16 protein-coding genes are annotated in these 17,165 nt (G+C 58.0%); 6 read left to right on the top strand and 10 right to left on the bottom strand.

Going from position 1 to position 17,165, the window contains the following annotated elements; genetic code table 11:
- Positions 1-4: 4 nt before the first annotated feature.
- The gene (locus tag ABLV04_RS23640) at positions 5-1,288 is read right to left on the bottom strand and encodes a YeaH/YhbH family protein (protein WP_012968476.1); all 1,284 of its coding nucleotides are present in this window, start codon (positions 1,286-1,288) and stop codon (positions 5-7) included.
- A gap of 85 nt (positions 1,289-1,373) precedes the next feature.
- Positions 1,374-3,308: a protein kinase YeaG gene (gene yeaG, locus ABLV04_RS23635; RefSeq protein WP_004203779.1), complete on the bottom strand. Its 1,935-nt coding sequence runs from the start codon at positions 3,306-3,308 to the stop codon at positions 1,374-1,376.
- A gap of 416 nt (positions 3,309-3,724) precedes the next feature.
- Between yeaG and ABLV04_RS23630 the strand changes: the two genes are divergently transcribed.
- Both ABLV04_RS23630 and ABLV04_RS23625 read left to right on the top strand, forming a co-directional pair.
- Complete coding sequence (locus ABLV04_RS23630; protein ID WP_147733759.1) at positions 3,725-4,471, top strand: MipA/OmpV family protein; 747 nt, start codon at positions 3,725-3,727, stop codon at positions 4,469-4,471.
- 91 nt (positions 4,472-4,562) lie between these two features.
- The gene (locus ABLV04_RS23625) at positions 4,563-5,417 is read left to right on the top strand and encodes an aldo/keto reductase (protein ID WP_147733760.1); all 855 of its coding nucleotides are present in this window, start codon (positions 4,563-4,565) and stop codon (positions 5,415-5,417) included.
- Positions 5,418-5,477: 60 nt separating this feature from the next.
- Here ABLV04_RS23625 and ABLV04_RS23620 read toward each other — a convergent pair whose 3' ends face one another.
- Together ABLV04_RS23620 and gapA are read right to left on the bottom strand one after the other, a co-directional pair.
- Positions 5,478-6,362, bottom strand: a complete 885-nt coding sequence (locus ABLV04_RS23620; protein ID WP_023289274.1) for a D-hexose-6-phosphate mutarotase — start codon at positions 6,360-6,362, stop codon at positions 5,478-5,480.
- 74 nt (positions 6,363-6,436) lie between these two features.
- A complete protein-coding gene (gene gapA / locus ABLV04_RS23615) occupies positions 6,437-7,432 on the bottom strand; it encodes a glyceraldehyde-3-phosphate dehydrogenase (protein ID WP_004203784.1) in 996 nt (331 codons plus the stop codon).
- 337 nt (positions 7,433-7,769) lie between these two features.
- Here gapA and msrB point away from each other — a divergent pair, with 337 nt between their 5' ends.
- Together msrB and ABLV04_RS23605 are read left to right on the top strand one after the other, a co-directional pair.
- Positions 7,770-8,183, top strand: a complete 414-nt coding sequence (gene msrB, locus ABLV04_RS23610; protein WP_004203786.1) for a peptide-methionine (R)-S-oxide reductase MsrB — start codon at positions 7,770-7,772, stop codon at positions 8,181-8,183.
- A gap of 43 nt (positions 8,184-8,226) precedes the next feature.
- Positions 8,227-8,505 (top strand): YeaC family protein, encoded by a 279-nt coding sequence (locus ABLV04_RS23605; protein ID WP_004203787.1) that lies wholly within the window; start codon positions 8,227-8,229, stop codon positions 8,503-8,505.
- A 94-nt stretch (positions 8,506-8,599) separates the two neighbouring features.
- On the opposite strand, the gene yajD is transcribed toward ABLV04_RS23605, so the two are convergent.
- From yajD to sppA, 5 genes are all read right to left on the bottom strand, one after another.
- Positions 8,600-8,944: an HNH nuclease YajD gene (yajD, locus tag ABLV04_RS23600; RefSeq protein WP_002901254.1), complete on the bottom strand. Its 345-nt coding sequence runs from the start codon at positions 8,942-8,944 to the stop codon at positions 8,600-8,602.
- Between the two features lie 160 nt (positions 8,945-9,104).
- Positions 9,105-10,358, bottom strand: a complete 1,254-nt coding sequence (locus tag ABLV04_RS23595) for a glycoside hydrolase family 18 protein (RefSeq protein ID WP_348816251.1) — start codon at positions 10,356-10,358, stop codon at positions 9,105-9,107.
- A 170-nt stretch (positions 10,359-10,528) separates the two neighbouring features.
- Positions 10,529-11,170 (bottom strand): bifunctional nicotinamidase/pyrazinamidase, encoded by a 642-nt coding sequence (gene pncA / locus ABLV04_RS23590; protein WP_004203790.1) that lies wholly within the window; start codon positions 11,168-11,170, stop codon positions 10,529-10,531.
- 9 nt (positions 11,171-11,179) lie between these two features.
- Complete coding sequence (gene ansA, locus ABLV04_RS23585) at positions 11,180-12,199, bottom strand: asparaginase (RefSeq protein ID WP_032452508.1); 1,020 nt, start codon at positions 12,197-12,199, stop codon at positions 11,180-11,182.
- A 138-nt stretch (positions 12,200-12,337) separates the two neighbouring features.
- A complete protein-coding gene (sppA, locus tag ABLV04_RS23580) occupies positions 12,338-14,191 on the bottom strand; it encodes a signal peptide peptidase SppA (RefSeq protein ID WP_348816250.1) in 1,854 nt (617 codons plus the stop codon).
- Positions 14,192-14,357: 166 nt separating this feature from the next.
- On the opposite strand from sppA, the gene ABLV04_RS23575 reads away from it, so the two are divergent.
- Positions 14,358-14,909, top strand: a complete 552-nt coding sequence (locus ABLV04_RS23575; RefSeq protein ID WP_032452510.1) for an NAD(P)H nitroreductase — start codon at positions 14,358-14,360, stop codon at positions 14,907-14,909.
- A gap of 240 nt (positions 14,910-15,149) precedes the next feature.
- Here ABLV04_RS23575 and phoC read toward each other — a convergent pair whose 3' ends face one another.
- Positions 15,150-15,896, bottom strand: coding sequence for an acid phosphatase PhoC (gene phoC, locus ABLV04_RS23570; RefSeq protein ID WP_004203793.1), 747 nt, complete (start codon positions 15,894-15,896; stop codon positions 15,150-15,152).
- A gap of 225 nt (positions 15,897-16,121) precedes the next feature.
- Here phoC and selD point away from each other — a divergent pair, with 225 nt between their 5' ends.
- The gene (gene selD / locus ABLV04_RS23565; protein ID WP_048297312.1) at positions 16,122-17,165 is read left to right on the top strand and encodes a selenide, water dikinase SelD; all 1,044 of its coding nucleotides are present in this window, start codon (positions 16,122-16,124) and stop codon (positions 17,163-17,165) included.

The raw sequence follows: 17,165 nt of genomic DNA, 5'->3' as shown, positions 1-17,165 counted from the left end.
TTCACTACGCTTCACTTTTAGACGATTGTTTGTGAAACAGTTCGCGGAATACCGGGTAGATATCCTCCTGGTCGCGGATATGCTGCATGGCGAAATTATCAAAGGTCGCCTGCAGGTGTTCATACTCGCGCCACAGGGTCTGATGCGCCCGGCGGGTAATTTCGATATAGCTGTAATAACGCACCACCGGCAGAATTTTCTTCGCCAGCAGTTCGTGGCACAGCGGGGAGTCGTCGGCCCAGTTGTCGCCATCCGATGCCTGGGCGGCGTAGATGTTCCACTGCGCCGGGTCATAACGCGCCTGCACCACTTCATCCATCAGCTTCAGGGCGCTGGAGACGATGGTGCCGCCGGTCTCCTGAGAGTAGAAGAACTCGTGTTCATCCACCTCTTTCGCCTGAGTATGGTGGCGGATGTAGACCACATCGACGTTTTTATAGGTCCGGCTGAGGAACAAATACAGCAGGATATAAAAGCGCTTGGCCATGTCTTTGGTGGCCTGGTCCATCGAGCCTGAGACGTCCATCAGGCAGAACATTACCGCCTGGCTGGAGGGCTCCGGCCGTTTTTCGTAATTTTTGTAGCGCAAGTCAAAGGTGTCGATAAACGGCACCCGTTCAATTTTAGCCCGCAGTTCGGCAATCTCTTTGCGCAGGCGCTCCTCCTCCAGCAGCTGCACCGGTTCGCTGCGGCTGATGGTCTCCAGATCCTCCTCCAGGGCGCGCAGTTCACGGCGCTTACCGGCGGTCATCGCCGTCCGGCGGGCCAGCGAGTTCTGCAGCGAACGCACCACGCTGATGTTGGCCGGCACCCCGTTAGAGGTAAAGCCCGCGCGATGGGTTTTAAACTCGTTCAGCTGCCGGTGCTGATTTTTCTTCAGATTCGGCAGGGCGAGATCTTCGAACAGCAGATCCAGGTACTCATCTTTCGAAATCTGGAAGACAAACTCATCCTTCCCTTCGCCATCGGCGCTGGCTTGCCCCTGACCGCCGCCCCCGCCGCCGCCGCCCCCTTGCGGGCGTTCGATGCGGTCGTTTTGCACGAAATGGTCGTTGCCCGGGTGGACGCGGTTGCGCAGCCCGCCGCGACCCTGATGAAACATCGGCTCGTTGATATCGTCCGTCGGGATCGAGACGGATTCTCCGCTCTCAATATCGGTCACCGAGCGCTTGTTGATGGCCTCGGAGATCGACTGTTTAATCTGCGCCTTATAACGGCGCAAAAAGCGCTGACGATTGACGGCGCTTTTGTTTTTCCCGTTCAGGCGTCGGTCTATGAACCAGGTCATATGCCCTCCTGTACTGCATTAGCCAACTTTACTTATCATCATTCAGCTGCAGTTGGCCCGGCGGCGCACCGCCGGGCTGGACGCATCAGGACGATTTACGAACCCGCAGGTACCACTCGCACAGCAGGCGAACCTGTTTGCGGGTGTAGCCTTTCTCCATCATGCGGTCGACAAAGTCGTCGTGTTTTTTCTGCTCATCGGTTGAGGTTTTGGCGTTAAACGAAATGACCGGCAACAGCTCTTCGGTATTGGAGAACATTTTCTTCTCAATAACCGTGCGCAGTTTCTCATAGCTGGTCCAGTTCGGATTACGTCCGCTGTTGTTGGCTCTGGCGCGCAGCACAAAGTTGACGATTTCATTACGGAAGTCTTTCGGGTTGCTGATCCCGGCCGGCTTCTCAATTTTCTCCAGCTCGGCATTCAACGATTCACGGTCAAACAGCTGCCCGGTGTCCGGATCGCGATATTCCTGATCCTGGATCCAGAAGTCAGCGTAGGTGACATAGCGATCGAAAATGTTCTGCCCGTACTCGGAGTAGGATTCCAGATAAGCGGTCTGGATCTCTTTGCCGATAAACTCGGCGTATTTCGGGATCAGATAGCCTTTGAGGAACTCCAGATAGCGCTCGGCCTGCTCCTGCGGGAACTGTTCGCGCTCAATCTGCTGCTCCAGCACATAGAACAGATGCACCGGGTTGGCCGCCACTTCAACATGGTCGAAGTTAAACACCCTTGAGAGGATCTTAAAGGCAAAGCGGGTGGAGAGCCCGTTCATCCCTTCATCCACCCCGGCATAGTCGCGATACTCCTGATAGGATTTCGCTTTCGGGTCGGTATCCTTCAGGCTCTCGCCGTCATAGACCCGCATTTTCGAGTAGATGCTCGAGTTTTCCGGCTCTTTCAGGCGCGACAGAATCGAGAAGCGCGCCAGCGTTTCCAGAGTGCCCGGGGCGCATGGCGCATGCGTCAGTTCGCTGCTGTTGAGCAGTTTTTCATAGATACGGATCTCTTCGGAGATCCGCAGGCAATAAGGCACTTTGACGATATAGACGCGGTCGAGGAAGGCCTCATTGTTTTTGTTATTACGGAAGGTCACCCATTCCGATTCGTTGGAGTGGGCAAGGATGATCCCGTTAAACGGCAGGGCGGAGATCCCTTCGGTCCCGTTATAGTTACCCTCCTGGGTCGCGGTCAGCAGCGGATGCAGCACCTTGATCGGCGCTTTAAACATCTCGACGAACTCCATGATCCCCTGGTTGGCGCGGCACAGCGCACCGGAGTAGCCGTAGGCGTCTGGGTCGTTCTGCGCATAGTGTTCCAGCTTACGGATATCCACTTTACCCACCAGCGCTGAAATATCCTGGTTGTTCTCATCGCCCGGTTCGGTTTTGGCGATGGCGACCTGCTCGAGAATCGATGGCCAGACTTTGACCACGCGGAATTTCGTGATATCGCCGCCAAACTCATGCAGGCGTTTGGCCGCCCACGGCGACATAATGGTGCCGAGATAGCGGGTAGGGACGCCATACTCTTTCTGAAGGATCTGCGCATCCTCCTGCGGATTGAACAGGCACAGCGGGTGATCGTTAACCGGGCTGCGCTCGCCGTTGGCGCTCAGCACATAGATAGGCACGCGCTGCATCAGGGCTTTCAGCCGTTCAGCCAGCGATGATTTACCACCGCCCACCGGTCCCAGCAGATAGAGGATCTGTTTCTTCTCTTCCAGCCCCTGGGCGGCATGCTTGAGGTAGGAAACGATCTGCTCAATGGCGTCTTCCATACCGTAAAACTCTTCAAACGCCGGATAGCGTGCGATGACCCGGTTTGAAAAGAGACGGGATAGCCGCGGCTCGAGAGCCGTATCAACCATGACGGGTTCACCAATGGCCATCAACAGACGTTCTGCCGCATTGGCATAGGCACTGCGATCTTGCCGGCAGATGGTAAGAAACTCCTGCAGTGTGAACTCTTCGTCCTTGGCAGCTTCATAGCGCTGGCGATAGTGATCGAATATATTCATGGCATGCCGTCCTTTCGTTTTTTAGCACAGGTTGAGAGCCGTTCATATGAATAGTGGGGGCCCCCGGAAGACATAAGCTGAACATCGCTCTCCTGGTATCCAGCAACCCTTATGCCAGGTTGCGGGTGGGGTAGCGTGAATGTGCCCTGCAATTACACCTTCTAAATTTAAGCGTAGATGCATTTAGAAATCTTGCATGCCGCAGAAAATCAATTTCAATGACATATCAATAACTCATCCTGAAAAAGACGCTTTTTGATTCGCCGGGACGTGAAGCTGTCATCGGGCTGTCACCAGATGGTAAGAGAAGGGTGGGAAAGTGAACGATTTGTGTCATATCGGGTAAAGAATTTGAGGCATGAGACCTACGACGGTAAACTGCACGGGCTGATTATTTGACAACGGGAATATGGATTGTGACTAAAATCAAACTTCTGGCACTCGGCGTGCTGATTGCGACCTCCGCCAGCGCGGCGCATGCCGATGGGAAGTTCACGCTTGGGGCTGGCGTCGGCATCGTTGAGCATCCGTACAAGCAGTATGATGCGGATGTTTATCCGGTGCCGGTCATTAGTTATGAGAGCGATAACTTCTGGTTCCACGGTCTGGGCGGGGGTTACTACCTGTGGAATGACACCAACGATAAGCTGTCGATAACGGCCTACTGGTCGCCGATGTACTTCAAGCCGGGCGACAGCGATAGCGAACAAATGCGTCGCCTGGATAAACGTAAATCGACCGTGATGGCCGGTCTTTCTTATATCCACAATACGCCCTATGGCTTCCTGCGCACGACGATTGCCGGCGATACGCTGGATAACAGCAACGGCATCAACTGGGATCTCGCCTGGCTGTACCGCTACACCAACGGGAACCTGACGCTGACGCCGGGCATTGGCGTCGAGTGGAACAGCGACAATCAGAACGAATACTACTATGGCGTCTCGCAGCATGAGTCCCGTCGCAGCGGGATGCGCAGCTACGATCCGGACAGCAGCTGGAACCCGTATCTGGAGCTGGCGGCCAACTATCGCTTCCTCGGCGACTGGAGCGTATACGGTATTGCGCGCTACACGCGTCTGTCGGATGAAATCACCGATAGCCCGATGGTGGAAAAATCCTGGAGCGGTCTGATCTCAACCGGGATCACCTACACCTTCTGATTGTGCATTATTACAGTGCGCTTTATGCATCAAAACAGGGCTTCGTGCCCTGTTTTGCTTTATGGTGGTGCAGGGCGCGAAGAAGGAGACGATGGTGAAAAAAACAATATGCTTTGGCGAGCAGGCGGCAGTTCCGGCCATCGGGCTGGGAACCTGGTATATGGGCGAGAACGCGGCGCAGCGTCAGCAGGAGGTGGCTGCACTGCGCGCGGGCATCGACCATGGCCTGACGGTAATCGATACCGCGGAGATGTATGCCGACGGCGGGGCGGAGGAGGTAGTGGGCCAGGCGATCCGCGGCCTGCGCGACCGGGTGACGCTGGTCTCTAAAGTCTATCCCTGGCACGCCGGCGGAGCGGCGATGCGCCGCGCCTGTGAAAACAGTCTGCGCCGGCTGCAGACCGACTATCTGGATATGTATCTCCTGCACTGGCGGGGCGATATCCCCCTGCAGGAGACGGTCGAGGCGATGGAAAGGCTGGTGGCCGAGGGCAAAATCCGCCGTTGGGGCGTCTCCAATCTGGACACCGACGATATGCAGGCGCTGTGGCGCACGGCGGGCGGCGAACGCTGCGCCACCAACCAGGTGCTCTATCATCTCGCGTCGCGGGGCATTGAATACGATCTTCTGCCCTGGTGTCAGCAGCACACCCTGCCGGTGATGGCCTATTGTCCGCTGGCGCAAGCGGGGCGCTTACGCGATGGACTTTTTCAGCATACCGATATCATCAATATGGCTAACGCGCGGGGCGTGACGGTGGCGCAGCTGCTGCTGGCCTGGGTGATTCGTCATCCGGGAATGCTGGCGATCCCGAAAGCGGCGACTATCGAGCATGTGGTGCAGAATGCCGCCGCGCTTGATATCGTTCTCAGCCCGCAAGAGCTTGCGCAGCTGGATCGCCTCTATCCGCCGCCGCCGCGGAAAACCCGGTTGGATATGGTTTAACCCACAGCGCATCCAGGTGGAGAAGAGAAAAAGCCCCGTGATAAACGGGGCTTTTTGCGGTTAGCGTTTTTTCACGCTGATGGTTTGCGCCAGGCGAGACGGGGTCTCTTCACTGGCTTTCTGCGGCTGGGTCACGCAGCAGGTTTCGACGCAAACGAAGGTTTTATAGCCATCGTCCGGCATGTCGCCCATGCTGACGGACAGCGCCGGGCCCGGGTTCCAGGCCACCACGTTGTGCTGATGATGATGCACCACGTCGATCGTGCGGCTGAGCGCGTCGTCGTGGATCACGCTGCAGCCTTCGGCGTCGAGATAGACGCGGTCGGTACGATCCGGGAAGGTCTGCACGCCGTTGTTCAGAACGCCTTCTTCGGCGTTCTTCACTTTATCGATATAGCGCTCGCCAAGACCGCTCACTTTCACCGCCGCGATATCGCCAACGTTGAAGTAGCTGTGCAGGGCAGAGGTGGTCTCGAATTCGCCGTGGGCTTCCAGCTCGATTTCGCAGGTCTTGCCCAGCTTGAAGCGGGCATAGAGGGTGAACTCATGCGGCCACAGCTTCATGGTTTCAGCGCTGTTCTGCAGCGCAAAGGTCAACATCACGCCGCTGTCGTCTTCATCATGCCCTTCCAGGGTCCACGGCAGGTTGCGGGCAAAGCCGTGCGACGGCAGGCCCTGCTGCGCCGATGGGCCAAACCACGGCCAGCAAATCGGCACGCCGCCGCGCAGGGCGACGCCCTGTTTAAATGGGGTGTTGTTGCTCAGCCACAGGACTTCTTCTTCACCGGCGGGTTTCCAGGAGAGCAGGTGCGCCCCCTGCAGCGCCACAGAGGCTTTCACCTGCGGATGGTCGATGACAATCAGCTCCAGGTCGTCCAGCTGGCGACGGGAGATAACGGGCGAAATGGTTTCATTCACCGGGAGAGCAAAAATTTTATTTATCATTGTGCAATCCTATCTCTGCAGACAAAAAAAAGAGCGACCGAAGTCGCTCTTACAGATTACTTTTTCATCTCAACTTATTTGGAGATGTGGGCAATCAGGTCCAGAACTTTGTTGGAGTAGCCAGTTTCGTTGTCGTACCAGGAAACCAGTTTAACGAAGTTGTCGTTCAGTGCGATACCTGCTTTAGCATCGAACACGGAAGTGCAAACTTCGCCGTTGAAGTCGGTAGAAACAACGTCGTCTTCGGTGTAACCCAGAACGCCTTTCATTGCGCCTTCAGAAGCGGCTTTGATAGCTTTCTTGATTTCTTCGTAGGACGCTGCTTTTTCCAGACGAACGGTCAGGTCAACAACGGATACGTTCGGAGTCGGAACGCGGAACGCCATACCGGTCAGTTTGCCGTTCAGTTCTGGCAGTACTTTACCTACTGCTTTAGCAGCGCCGGTAGAGGACGGGATGATGTTCTGAGCTGCGCCGCGGCCGCCGCGCCAGTCTTTGTGAGACGGGCCATCAACGGTTTTCTGAGTAGCGGTGGTTGCGTGGACGGTGGTCATCAGGCCTTCAACGATACCGAAGTTGTCGTTGATGACTTTAGCCAGCGGTGCCAGGCAGTTGGTGGTGCAGGATGCGTTGGAAACGATGTCCTGGCCAGCGTAAGTGTCGAAGTTAGCGCCGCGAACGAACATCGGGGTGTTGTCTTTGGACGGGCCAGTCAGAACGACTTTTTTCGCGCCAGCGGTGATGTGTTTACGAGCGGTTTCGTCGGTCAGGAAGATACCGGTTGCTTCAGCAACAACGTCAACACCAACTTCGTCCCACTTCAGGTTAGCCGGGTCACGTTCAGCGGTAACACGGATTTTTTTACCGTTAACGACCAGATGACCGTCTTTCACTTCAACGGTGCCGTCGAAACGACCGTGAGTGGAGTCATACTTCAGCATGTAAGCCATGTACTCTGCGTCTAACAGGTCGTTGATTGCAACGATCTCGATGTCAGAACGTTTCTGAGCAGCACGGAAAACAATGCGACCGATACGGCCAAAACCGTTGATACCTACTTTGATAGTCATATATTCCACCAGCTATTTGTTAGTGAATAAAAGGTTGCCTGTAAAATTACAAAAACCTTACGCAGCGTCAAGCGGAATCGTGTCAATCATTGCGACAAATCAATCCTGAGCACACCTTGCGCGATTGATTTGCCTCACTCTCCCTTTGAGCCCAATTCCATATGGGGGCTGCGCGCGGAATTTTAAAGGGCATTTAAGATAAAAACGTGATTTAAGTCACAATTATCTGGCTGCCTGTGGGCACCGGGTAAGTTTAGAACAAAAGTGTACGCTTCATTGTTAATGTTTTGTTAGAATTGGGGCGAAAGTTGTCCATTGCAAAGCGAGATGTAAGCCCATGGCAAATAAACCCTCCCCGGAAGAGCTGAAAAACGGCTTGAGCGAAATGCAGTTTTACGTGACCCAACATCATGGCACCGAACCGCCTTTCACCGGACGGCTGCTGCACAACAAGAAAAATGGCGTGTATCACTGCCTGGTGTGCGATGCGCCGCTGTTCAACTCCCAGACCAAATACGACTCCGGCTGCGGCTGGCCGAGCTTCTACGAGCCGGTAAGCGAAGAGGCCATTCGCTATCTGGACGACAGCTCCCACGGCATGCAGCGCATTGAGATCCGCTGCGGAAATTGTGATGCCCATCTCGGTCACGTGTTTCCGGATGGCCCGCAGCCGACCGGCGAGCGCTATTGTGTCAATTCGGCGTCGCTCAGCTTCACCGATGAGCAGAACGGCGAGCAGATCAAGGGTTGAAGAAACGATTCAGCAAATTATTCCAGGTGGAGGTGAGCGGAAGATGGATATTGAGCAAATTATCGACAGCATGACCCCGGAAGTGTATCAGCGTCTGGCGACGGCGGTAGAGCTGGGAAAATGGCCGGATGGCGTGGCGCTGACGCCGGAGCAGAAGGAAAACAGCCTGCAGCTGGTGATGCTGTGGCAGGCCCGGTATAACACCGACGCCCAGCATATGACCATCGACACCCGCGGGCAGATGGTGATGAAGAGCAAACAGCAGCTGAAGGAAGATTTCGGCATCGTGCCGAAGCCGATCGCCACCGTGAAGTTGCAATAAACCGCCGGCCGGCGGGGAGACGTTCCGGCGTCGGCTGATCCGGCGCCGGACAAGGGTAGCGTCAATGACCGCGCCCGGCGGTCAGTCGCTTCGCTTACTTTTTATTCATCATTGCTTTCAGGTCGGCAAACGGGTTGTAGGTGGCCTCGCCGACGCTCTTTTGCGCATCTTCGCCCGCTACCACCGTGGAGCCATACTGATCGGCTTCGGTGTACTTGGAATGTTCGTGATCGTGACAGTAAAGGCACAACATCTCCCAGTTGCTGCCATCTTCCGGGTTATTGGAGTGGTCGTGATCGATATGATGCACCGTCAGCTCGCGCAGATTGGAGTAGACAAACTCCCGTGAGCAGCGTCCGCATACCCAGGGAAAGAGCTTGAGCGCCTTTTCGCGGTAACCCACTTCCAGACGTGCGTAATTTTTGGGGATATAGGCCATGGCCCCCTGCCTCCTGTCAAACGGTTAAGCTGCGCCAGCCCCTGGCGCAGCGGATAACAGGCATCATAACCTATCCCGGGCGGCGCGATATACCTGCATTGCCGGCGATGCTGCCTGCGTCACGCCGCCCGGCGGCGGCGATGCGGCGGAAAAGCCGCGATTAGTGTTTGATCCCCAGCGATTCCGCCAGCTGGCGGGCCAGCTGGTTCTGGTCATCGGCGCCATACTCCCAGAACATCGCTCCGGCGAGGCCTTTCGCCTTGATGTAGTCCGCTTTAATGGCCACCGAGCGCGGGTTCTCGTAGGAGAGGGCGAACAGCGGCTTGCCCTCCGCGGACTGCACCGACAGCCACGGGACTTTCGCCTCATCGTCCCAGTGCTCGGTAAAGCGTTTCTGCGGATCGTTGAGCAATTTGCCCACGATTTCATTGTATTTCACGTAGGTGTCTTTGCTCAGGTCATAGCCCAGCGAGGCAAACAGCGCGATCTGCTGTGGACCAAAATAGGGCTGGGTGACCGGGTTATTTTGCGCATCCGCTTTACTCCAGTCAATCCCCGGCTCGACCGCCCGTTTCGGCACCCGGCCATAAAAACCAATCCCGAGGTTCATCTGGCTGGGTTTAAGCCCGGCGGCCAGGTAATTGTTGACCACAAAATCGGCGCTGTATTTATCCGCCGCGGCGACCGTCGGCCAGTGGCTGGAGTCATACAGGTTCGAGTTGAAGTACTGCGTGCCGTAGGCCATGTCGTAGGTCATCAGGTTGATGTAGTCGAGCGATGACGCAATCGCTTTGACGTCCACCCAGCTTTTCGGGCTTTCGGCGTTGGCGCCCACGGCGATAGTGACCAGTTTCCTGGTACCAAACGCTGCGCGCAGCTCTTTTAACAGCGCGGTAAAGTTATCGCGATCGGCCGGTTGACTGGCAACCAGCCCCCAGGCGCCGTTGACCGGAAACTCCCAGTCGAGGTCAATCCCATCCAGACCATATTTTTCAACAATTTCCTGCGCAGACTGAATAAACACCTTCCGGGTTTCTTTGCTTGCCGCCGCGCCGGAGAAACCGCGCGCCCCCCAGCCGCCGACCGACAGCAGGACTTTGAGGTCCGGGTTCTGTTTACGCAGGGCCGGGAGCTTTTGCAGATCCGCCTGCACCTTCGGCGACAGCCAGATCTCGTGCAAATGAGCAGGATCCTTCAGGGCTGCGTTGGTCTCGTCTTTTTCATCGTTATAGATAAGGCCAAACGAGTAGTTGAGATGGGTGATCTGCCGGACGTCCAGCTTGTCGATATCCCCGCCCGGCCCGGCAGTGACGTCGCCGCCGCCGTTGAAATAGCCGACGGACATCAGCGGTTGGGCAGAGAGCGCGGAAGCGCAAAGCAGGGGCAAGGCTGCCAGCAAGGGCAAACGTTTCATAGTGGTTCCTCTTTGACTTAAAAAAATAACCGCGCCACGGAAATGGCGTGGCGAAAAAACAGCCTTGCCAGACTACCAGCAATAACCTGTTGAAACTGCGAGAGAGTTCAATTTATGGACGATAGCGAGGCGGCAGAAGAAGCCCCGGCGCGGGCGCGCCGGGGAAGGGATCAGGCGTGGGTTTCCCGCCAGTCGTCGAGGGTATAGAGCGTGGCGCCTGCGGCGGCCATCTCCATAAACGCCTGGCTGCTGTCCTGCGGCTGAAGATTCACCCCGCGGCAGCCGTCGGTGATGACGTTGACCGCGTAGCCCAGCGCCAGGGCATCCAGCACGGTGAACTTAACGCAGTAATCGGTGGCGAGGCCGAGCACGGTCAGCTCCACGATCCCCTGACCACGCAGCCAGCCGTCCAGTTCAGTTTTCTGCCGGTGACCGTTGTCAAAAAAAGCGCTGTAGCTGTCAATGACCCGGTTTTGCCCTTTGTGGAACACGGCGGCGATGGCCTGCTGCTTGAGCAGGGGATGCAGCGCCGCGCCTTCGCTGTGCTGAACGCAGTGATCCGGCCAGAAAGTTTGCGCCAGGCCATCCAGGTCGCCCACGGTGTAGGGCTCCACCTGGTGCTGGCTGGCGAAGCTGCCGTGATCCGCCGGGTGCCAGTCCTGGCTGGCGACGATGGGCTCGCCGCGCGCCAGGCTCCAGTCGATAAGCGCATTGGCCACCTCGACGGTACTGTCGCCTTCCGGAACCGCCAGCGCGCCGCCGGCGCAGAAGTCGTTCTGCAAATCAACCAGTAACAGCGCTCGATGCGCCATACGTCCTCCTTAAGCTTCGTCAGGGGTCAGTTCGCCACGCAGATTCTGCTGCATCGCCGCGCGAATGGCGTCAACGTCCAGCTGCTGGCTCAGCAGATAGTGTAGCTTGGTCAGCGTCGCTTCCACCGTCATATCGAAACCACTGATGACTCCCGCCTGGGCGAGGGCATTGCCGGTGGCATAGCCGCCCATGTTCACTTTACCGGACATACACTGCGTCAAGTTGACCACCACAATGCCGCGCTGGCTGGCTTCCGCCAGCACCTGAATAAACTCGCCATTCTGCGGCGCGTTGCCGACGCCGTAGGAGCGAAGGATCAGCGCTTTCACCGGCTGGCGCAGGAAATTACGCACCACGTCGGCGGAGATGCCAGGGTAAATCGTCACCACGCCAATCGGCTGCGGGGTGATGGGGTGCACGATAAGCTCTCCGCAGCCCTGCGGCGCCGGCGGGGTACCGAGACGGCGGATATGGATCCCGGCCTCCAGCAGCGGCGCGAGGTTTGGCGAGGCGAAGGCGTCAAAGCCGTCGGCATGGGCTTTAGTGGTACGGTTGCCGCGGAACAGCCGATTGTTGAAGAACAGCGCCACTTCGTTAATCGGATAGTTGGCGGCGACGTACAGGGCATTGAGCAGGTTGATCTGGCCGTCGGAGCGCAGCTCGGCCAGAGGGATTTGTGACCCTGTCACAATCACCGGTTTACCGAGGTTTTCCAGCATGAACGACAGCGCAGAGGCGGTAAACGCCATGGTGTCGGTACCGTGGAGGATCACAAAGCCATCATACTCCTCGTAATGGCTGCGGATATCGTCGGCGATGTGCTGCCAGTCCTCAGGGGTCATATCGGATGAATCCATCAGCGGATGGTATTCATGGATCGTGAAGTCCGGCATCTCCGGGCGATGGAACTCAGGCATCAGCGCCAGTTGACGCTGGAGATGGCCGGAAACGGGTACATAGCCGTGTTCAGAGCGCTGCATACCGATGGTCCCACCGGTGTAGGCAACGTAAATCGATTTTTTTTGCATAGCATCGCTTAGGTTGGTCGTAGACAGGCGCAGTATAAAGAGACGGAGGAAAAAATACAGTGTTGGCCGCTCGCTTTGTGGCGGCGCTGGCAGGTGCGGAAAAAAGGCTGCCCCGGGAGACGGGGCAGCCGCTGCGTATTAACGGATGTTGGCGCAGGTCAGGCAGAAGGCATAGCGGTTCTGCGGGTCGTTAAACGCCGCCAGCTTGTCGCTTTCGGCTTTCACCGTCTCGGCTGCCGCGGCCACCGGCGCAGGCAGCCAGGCCTGAATGGCGGCCGGCAGCGAGGCGCGTACCGAACCGGTCAGGCTGTCCAGCACCATCGAGAAGAAGGTGGGCTCTTCCTGATAGTAGTTGAGGTGCCAGGTTTTCAGCTTCGCCAGCTCGGCGGCCTTGGCCACCGCGTCGTCGAAGTCGCCGAGGCTGTCGACAAGACCGTTGGCTTTGGCATCTTCCCCGGTCCAGACGTGGCCCTGGGCAATCTGGTCGATTTTCTCCGGCGTGCTCTTACGCGCGTTAGCCACCAGGGTGATAAAGCGTTGATAGCCGTTCTCAATGCTCAACTGCATCAGCTGCTGCACTTCCGGCGGCAGCGCTTTGGTGCTGGAGATATCCGCCAGCGGCGACGTGGCGACGCCGTCGGTATGGACGCCAATCGACCCGAGGGTGTTTTCCACGGTGTTGATCACCCCAAAGATGCCGATGGAGCCAGTGAGGGTGCTTGGGTTCGCGACAATGTAGTCCGCCGGCGTGGAGATCCAGTAGCCGCCGGAGGCCGCCATGCCGCCCATTGAAACGACCACCGGTTTACCCGCGGCTTTGGCTGCCGCCAGCTCTTCGCGAATGATTTCCGAGGCGGTTACGCTGCCGCCCGGGCTGTTGACGCGCAGGACGATGGCCTTAATTTTCGGGTCGAGGCGCGCATCGCGAATTTGCGCAGCGGTGGTGTCGCCGCCAACGTTGCCCGGGGTCTCCTCGCCGTCCATGATGGCGCCGTTGGCGAAGATCACCGCGATGGCGGAACCCTGGTCAGACGGTGCCTTCACGTTGTAGTCGTAATAGCTGATCGCCCGGTAATTGTTATCCGCTTTGCTCCAGCCAAACTGTTTGGTCAGCGCCTTTTCCACTTCCGTGGAGGTCGCCAGCTCATCCACCAGCTTATTGTCCAGCGCATATTTCGCCGTATCGCCGCCCACCTTACGCAGGCCATCGATAATGCCCTGGGCGCCCGGGAAGAGCTGCTGGGCGGTGATCTGCCGGTTGGCGGCGATGGTGTTGAGGTAGTTCTGCCACAGTTCGCCAATCCAGCGGCTGTCCGCTTCGCGGGCGGCAGGGGACATGTCATCGCGAATGAAAGGCTCGACGGCGGATTTATAGGTGCCGACGCGGAAGACATGGGTGGAGACTTTCAGCTTATCCAGCAGCGACTTGTAGTACAGCCCGTTGGTGGCGAAGCCGTGCAGGTCCACCTCCCCCTGCGGAGAGAGCCAGATTTTGTTGGCAAAGCTCGCCAGGTAGTACTGGCCCTGGCTGTAGCTGCTGCCGACGGCATACACCGGTTTGCCGCTGTCGCGGAATTCGCGCAGCGCTTTACCGATGTACTGCATGGAGGGCTGATCGCCGCCGACGAAGTTTTTCAGATCCAGCACAATACCGGTGATATTACGGTCATCCTTCGCCTGACGGATGGTCTGCACGATATCGAACAGAGAATTCTCCTGCAGACGGTCCGAGCTGGCGCCAAACAGCTGGCGGCCAATTACGCCGAGCTTGCTGCTGGCGGACGGTTTATCCACCACCACGCCGGTAATATCCAGCAGCAGCGCGCCGCGCGCGGCATGTTCGCTGGTGGTGCTACTGAACTGGCTCCAGATGCCGATACACACCAGCACCAGCACCAGGAAGATCGCATTGAGGGCCAGTTTGCGAATAAAGTTGAGTATCCGCCACGTCCATTTAAAAAAGCTGGCAATCAGTCGCCAAAGGGTTCGCATGTATTCTCCCTAACGTTATCTAAAAATGGGCAGGCCGCAGGGGCCGCCGCGTCTGGCTATCCTAAAGAGTGAGCCGTCGGTTGTCAGCAGGAATCACCGACCGCGCTGTAACAAAATCCTTGTGCATGTTAATTTTATGAAAAATGACATCACAGGAGTTATACAGATGGATGCTCTCGACCTACTGCTTAATCGCCGCAGCGCTTCCCGCCTGGCGGAACCGGCCCCGGCCGGCGAACAGCTGGAAAACATTCTGCGCGCCGGGCTGCGCGCCCCGGATCATGGCACCCTGCAGCCGTGGCGCTTTTTCATTATCGCCGATGACGGCCGCGAACGCTTTAGTCAGCTGCTGGAAAAGGGGGCCCGGGAGGCCGGCCAGGATGAGAAGGGCATAGAGAAAGCCCGCAATGCGCCGTTTCGCGCGCCGCTGATCATTACCGTAGTGGCGCGCTGTGAAGACCACCCGAAGGTGCCGCGCTGGGAGCAGGAGATGTCCGCTGGCTGCGCGGTGATGGCGATGCAGATGGCGGCCCTGGCCCAGGGATTCAACGGCATCTGGCGCAGCGGAGCATTGACCGAGAGCCCGGTGGTGCGGGCCGGCTTCGGGTGCCGCGAGCAGGATAAAATCGTCGGCTTCCTCTATCTGGGCACGCCGCAGCTGAAAGCCTCAACCACCATTGCCCTGCCGGATACCGCGCCGTTTGTGACGCGATTCTGAGTCAGCGCGTGTTACGCCGGGTGGCGGCTGCGCCTTACCCGGCCTACATAACCATCCTTATATCAGACGGATACCCCTTAATGTAGGCCCGCGCAAGCACAGCGCCGCCGGGCGATGGCAGAAGGCTCGGAGCCGCATCTATGCCGGGCGGCGGCGTGCGCCTTACCCGGCCTGCAGGCCCAAAGGTAGCCCGGACAAGGCGCGCCAGGCGCCGCCTCCGGGAATGCAACGGCGATGACGTTACTTCTGCGTTTTGGCGAATTCGTCTTTGGCTTTCTGCAACTGCTGCTGGAAGGCCGGGTTGGTGTGCAGCGTCGCGACCACCGCGGAGCCGACGATGCGCGCCGCATCGACATCGCTCTGCCAGTGATAGCCGCAGATCACCCGGCTCTCGCCGAGCTCATAGCCGCGCTTCAAAATTTCGTTCTGCCGCTGCGGGTTGATCTCCGCCAGCACCAGGGCGGTGGCCCAGCCGATGGAGGTATGCCCGGATGGGTAAGAGCCGTTTTTCGCCAGCTTGTCCTGCTCGGTGGTGTTGCAGGTGGAGACACCGTAGAAGGCAAACGGGCGAATGCGCATATACTTCTCTTTCGCGCCGCGGGTCGCCAGATCGCCGGCGTCTTCAATCATATTGGTCAACAGCTTATGGAGCTGCGGCGCGTCCTTTTCGGTGATCGGCGAGCCAAAGGCGCTGGAGAAGGCGTTAGCCACGCCGCCCGCGCTGAGGTTGGCATCCTCTGCCGCCAGCTTCCCGCGCTCGGTGTTGCGCAGCAGGCGCCCCTGCTCATACATCGCCTGATCGTTTAAGAACGCGATACTGCCCACCGCCGGCGGCGGCGGCAACAGCGCCAGGCTGTCGATGGCCTGGGCATTGGTCAGATAGTAGAGATCGGGCTTGGTGGTGACATCGTTACCGGGGGGAACCAGCGCGAAGGCGTTAACGGAGAAGAAACTGGCCAGGCAAAGGGCAAGAACACGCTTTTTCATTAGAATTTCCTTACGTCATAATCATTCCAGAGAAGACAGTCCTGGGTTGTCACATTTCTGTCATCTTTAAGTAAAAGTGAAAATGGTCGGGAAAAAATTGCCGCGTCTCGCAAAAACGGCTTTTTGTCTGCTTAATGAGCAACCATACGCGATTTCAGACTGTCGTACTTACCACCCTGACGTTTGGGCGCTAACATAGCGGGATTGCAATGACAGGAGATGTCCATGAGCGAGCAAGCCATTCGTTTAACGCAATACAGCCACGGAGCCGGTTGTGGTTGTAAAATTTCCCCGAAAGTGCTGGAAACCATCCTGCATAGCGAGCAGGCGAAGTTTGTCGACCCGAACCTGCTTGTCGGCAACGAAACCAGCGATGATGCCGCCGTTTACGATCTTGGTAATGGCACGTCAATCGTCAGCACCACCGACTTCTTTATGCCGATTGTCGATAATCCGTTCGACTTTGGCCGCATTGCCGCCACCAACGCCATCAGCGATATTTTCGCCATGGGCGGGAAACCGATTATGGCGATTGCCATTCTCGGCTGGCCGATCAACACCCTGGCGCCGGAAATCGCCCGCGACGTGGTGGAGGGCGGGCGCTTTGCCTGCCAGCAGGCCGGGATCGCGCTGGCGGGCGGCCACTCCATTGACGCTCCTGAGCCGATCTTTGGTCTGGCGGTCACCGGCGTGGTGCCCACCGAGCGCATCAAGAAAAACAGCACCGCGCAGGCGGGCTGCAAACTGTATCTCACCAAACCGCTGGGGATCGGCGTGCTGACCACCGCGGAGAAAAAATCGCTGCTCAAGCCAGAGCATCAGGGGCTGGCGACGGAGACCATGTGCCAGATGAACCTCGCCGGCGCCGCGTTTGCCGCTATCGACGGGGTGAAGGCGATGACCGACGTCACCGGCTTTGGCCTGCTCGGCCACCTCAGCGAGGTGTGCCGCGGGGCCGGCGTGCAGGCGCAACTGCGCTATGCCGATATCCCGAAACTGCCGGGGGTGGAGGAGTATATCGCCGCCGGCGCGGTGCCGGGCGGCACCGGGCGCAACTTCGCCAGCTACGGCCATTTGATGGGCGAGATGCCGACGGAGTGGCGCGATCTGCTGTGCGACCCACAGACTTCAGGCGGTCTGCTGCTGGCGGTGACCCCGGAGGCGGAGGCGGAAGTCCAGGCCGCCGCGGCGGAGTTCGGTATTAAGCTGGCCGCCATCGGCGAACTGGTGACCGCCCGCGGCGGGCGACCGATGATCGAGATCCGTTGA

Origin of the sequence: Klebsiella sp. JN_Kp127 (genome assembly GCF_040062505.1) — a bacterium.
Lineage (GTDB): Bacteria > Pseudomonadota > Gammaproteobacteria > Enterobacterales > Enterobacteriaceae > Klebsiella > Klebsiella quasipneumoniae.
This window is presented reverse-complemented; position numbering and strand designations above follow the sequence as displayed.

Excerpts from the sequence above, each read along its gene's own strand:
- ABLV04_RS23640 (WP_012968476.1), bottom strand. The coding sequence starts at position 1,288 with ATGACCTGGTTCATAGACCGACGCCTGAACGGGAAAAACAAAAGCGCC.
- yeaG (WP_004203779.1), bottom strand. The coding sequence starts at position 3,308 with ATGAATATATTCGATCACTATCGCCAGCGCTATGAAGCTGCCAAGGAC.
- ABLV04_RS23625 (WP_147733760.1), top strand. The coding sequence starts at position 4,563 with ATGGTGAAAAAAACAATATGCTTTGGCGAGCAGGCGGCAGTTCCGGCC.
- ABLV04_RS23620 (WP_023289274.1), bottom strand. The coding sequence starts at position 6,362 with ATGATAAATAAAATTTTTGCTCTCCCGGTGAATGAAACCATTTCGCCC.
- gapA (WP_004203784.1), bottom strand. The coding sequence starts at position 7,432 with ATGACTATCAAAGTAGGTATCAACGGTTTTGGCCGTATCGGTCGCATT.
- msrB (WP_004203786.1), top strand. The coding sequence starts at position 7,770 with ATGGCAAATAAACCCTCCCCGGAAGAGCTGAAAAACGGCTTGAGCGAA.
- ABLV04_RS23605 (WP_004203787.1), top strand. The coding sequence starts at position 8,227 with ATGGATATTGAGCAAATTATCGACAGCATGACCCCGGAAGTGTATCAG.
- yajD (WP_002901254.1), bottom strand. The coding sequence starts at position 8,944 with ATGGCCTATATCCCCAAAAATTACGCACGTCTGGAAGTGGGTTACCGC.
- ABLV04_RS23595 (WP_348816251.1), bottom strand. The coding sequence starts at position 10,358 with ATGAAACGTTTGCCCTTGCTGGCAGCCTTGCCCCTGCTTTGCGCTTCC.
- pncA (WP_004203790.1), bottom strand. The coding sequence starts at position 11,170 with ATGGCGCATCGAGCGCTGTTACTGGTTGATTTGCAGAACGACTTCTGC.
- ansA (WP_032452508.1), bottom strand. The coding sequence starts at position 12,199 with ATGCAAAAAAAATCGATTTACGTTGCCTACACCGGTGGGACCATCGGT.
- sppA (WP_348816250.1), bottom strand. The coding sequence starts at position 14,191 with ATGCGAACCCTTTGGCGACTGATTGCCAGCTTTTTTAAATGGACGTGG.
- ABLV04_RS23575 (WP_032452510.1), top strand. The coding sequence starts at position 14,358 with ATGGATGCTCTCGACCTACTGCTTAATCGCCGCAGCGCTTCCCGCCTG.
- phoC (WP_004203793.1), bottom strand. The coding sequence starts at position 15,896 with ATGAAAAAGCGTGTTCTTGCCCTTTGCCTGGCCAGTTTCTTCTCCGTT.
- selD (WP_048297312.1), top strand. The coding sequence starts at position 16,122 with ATGAGCGAGCAAGCCATTCGTTTAACGCAATACAGCCACGGAGCCGGT.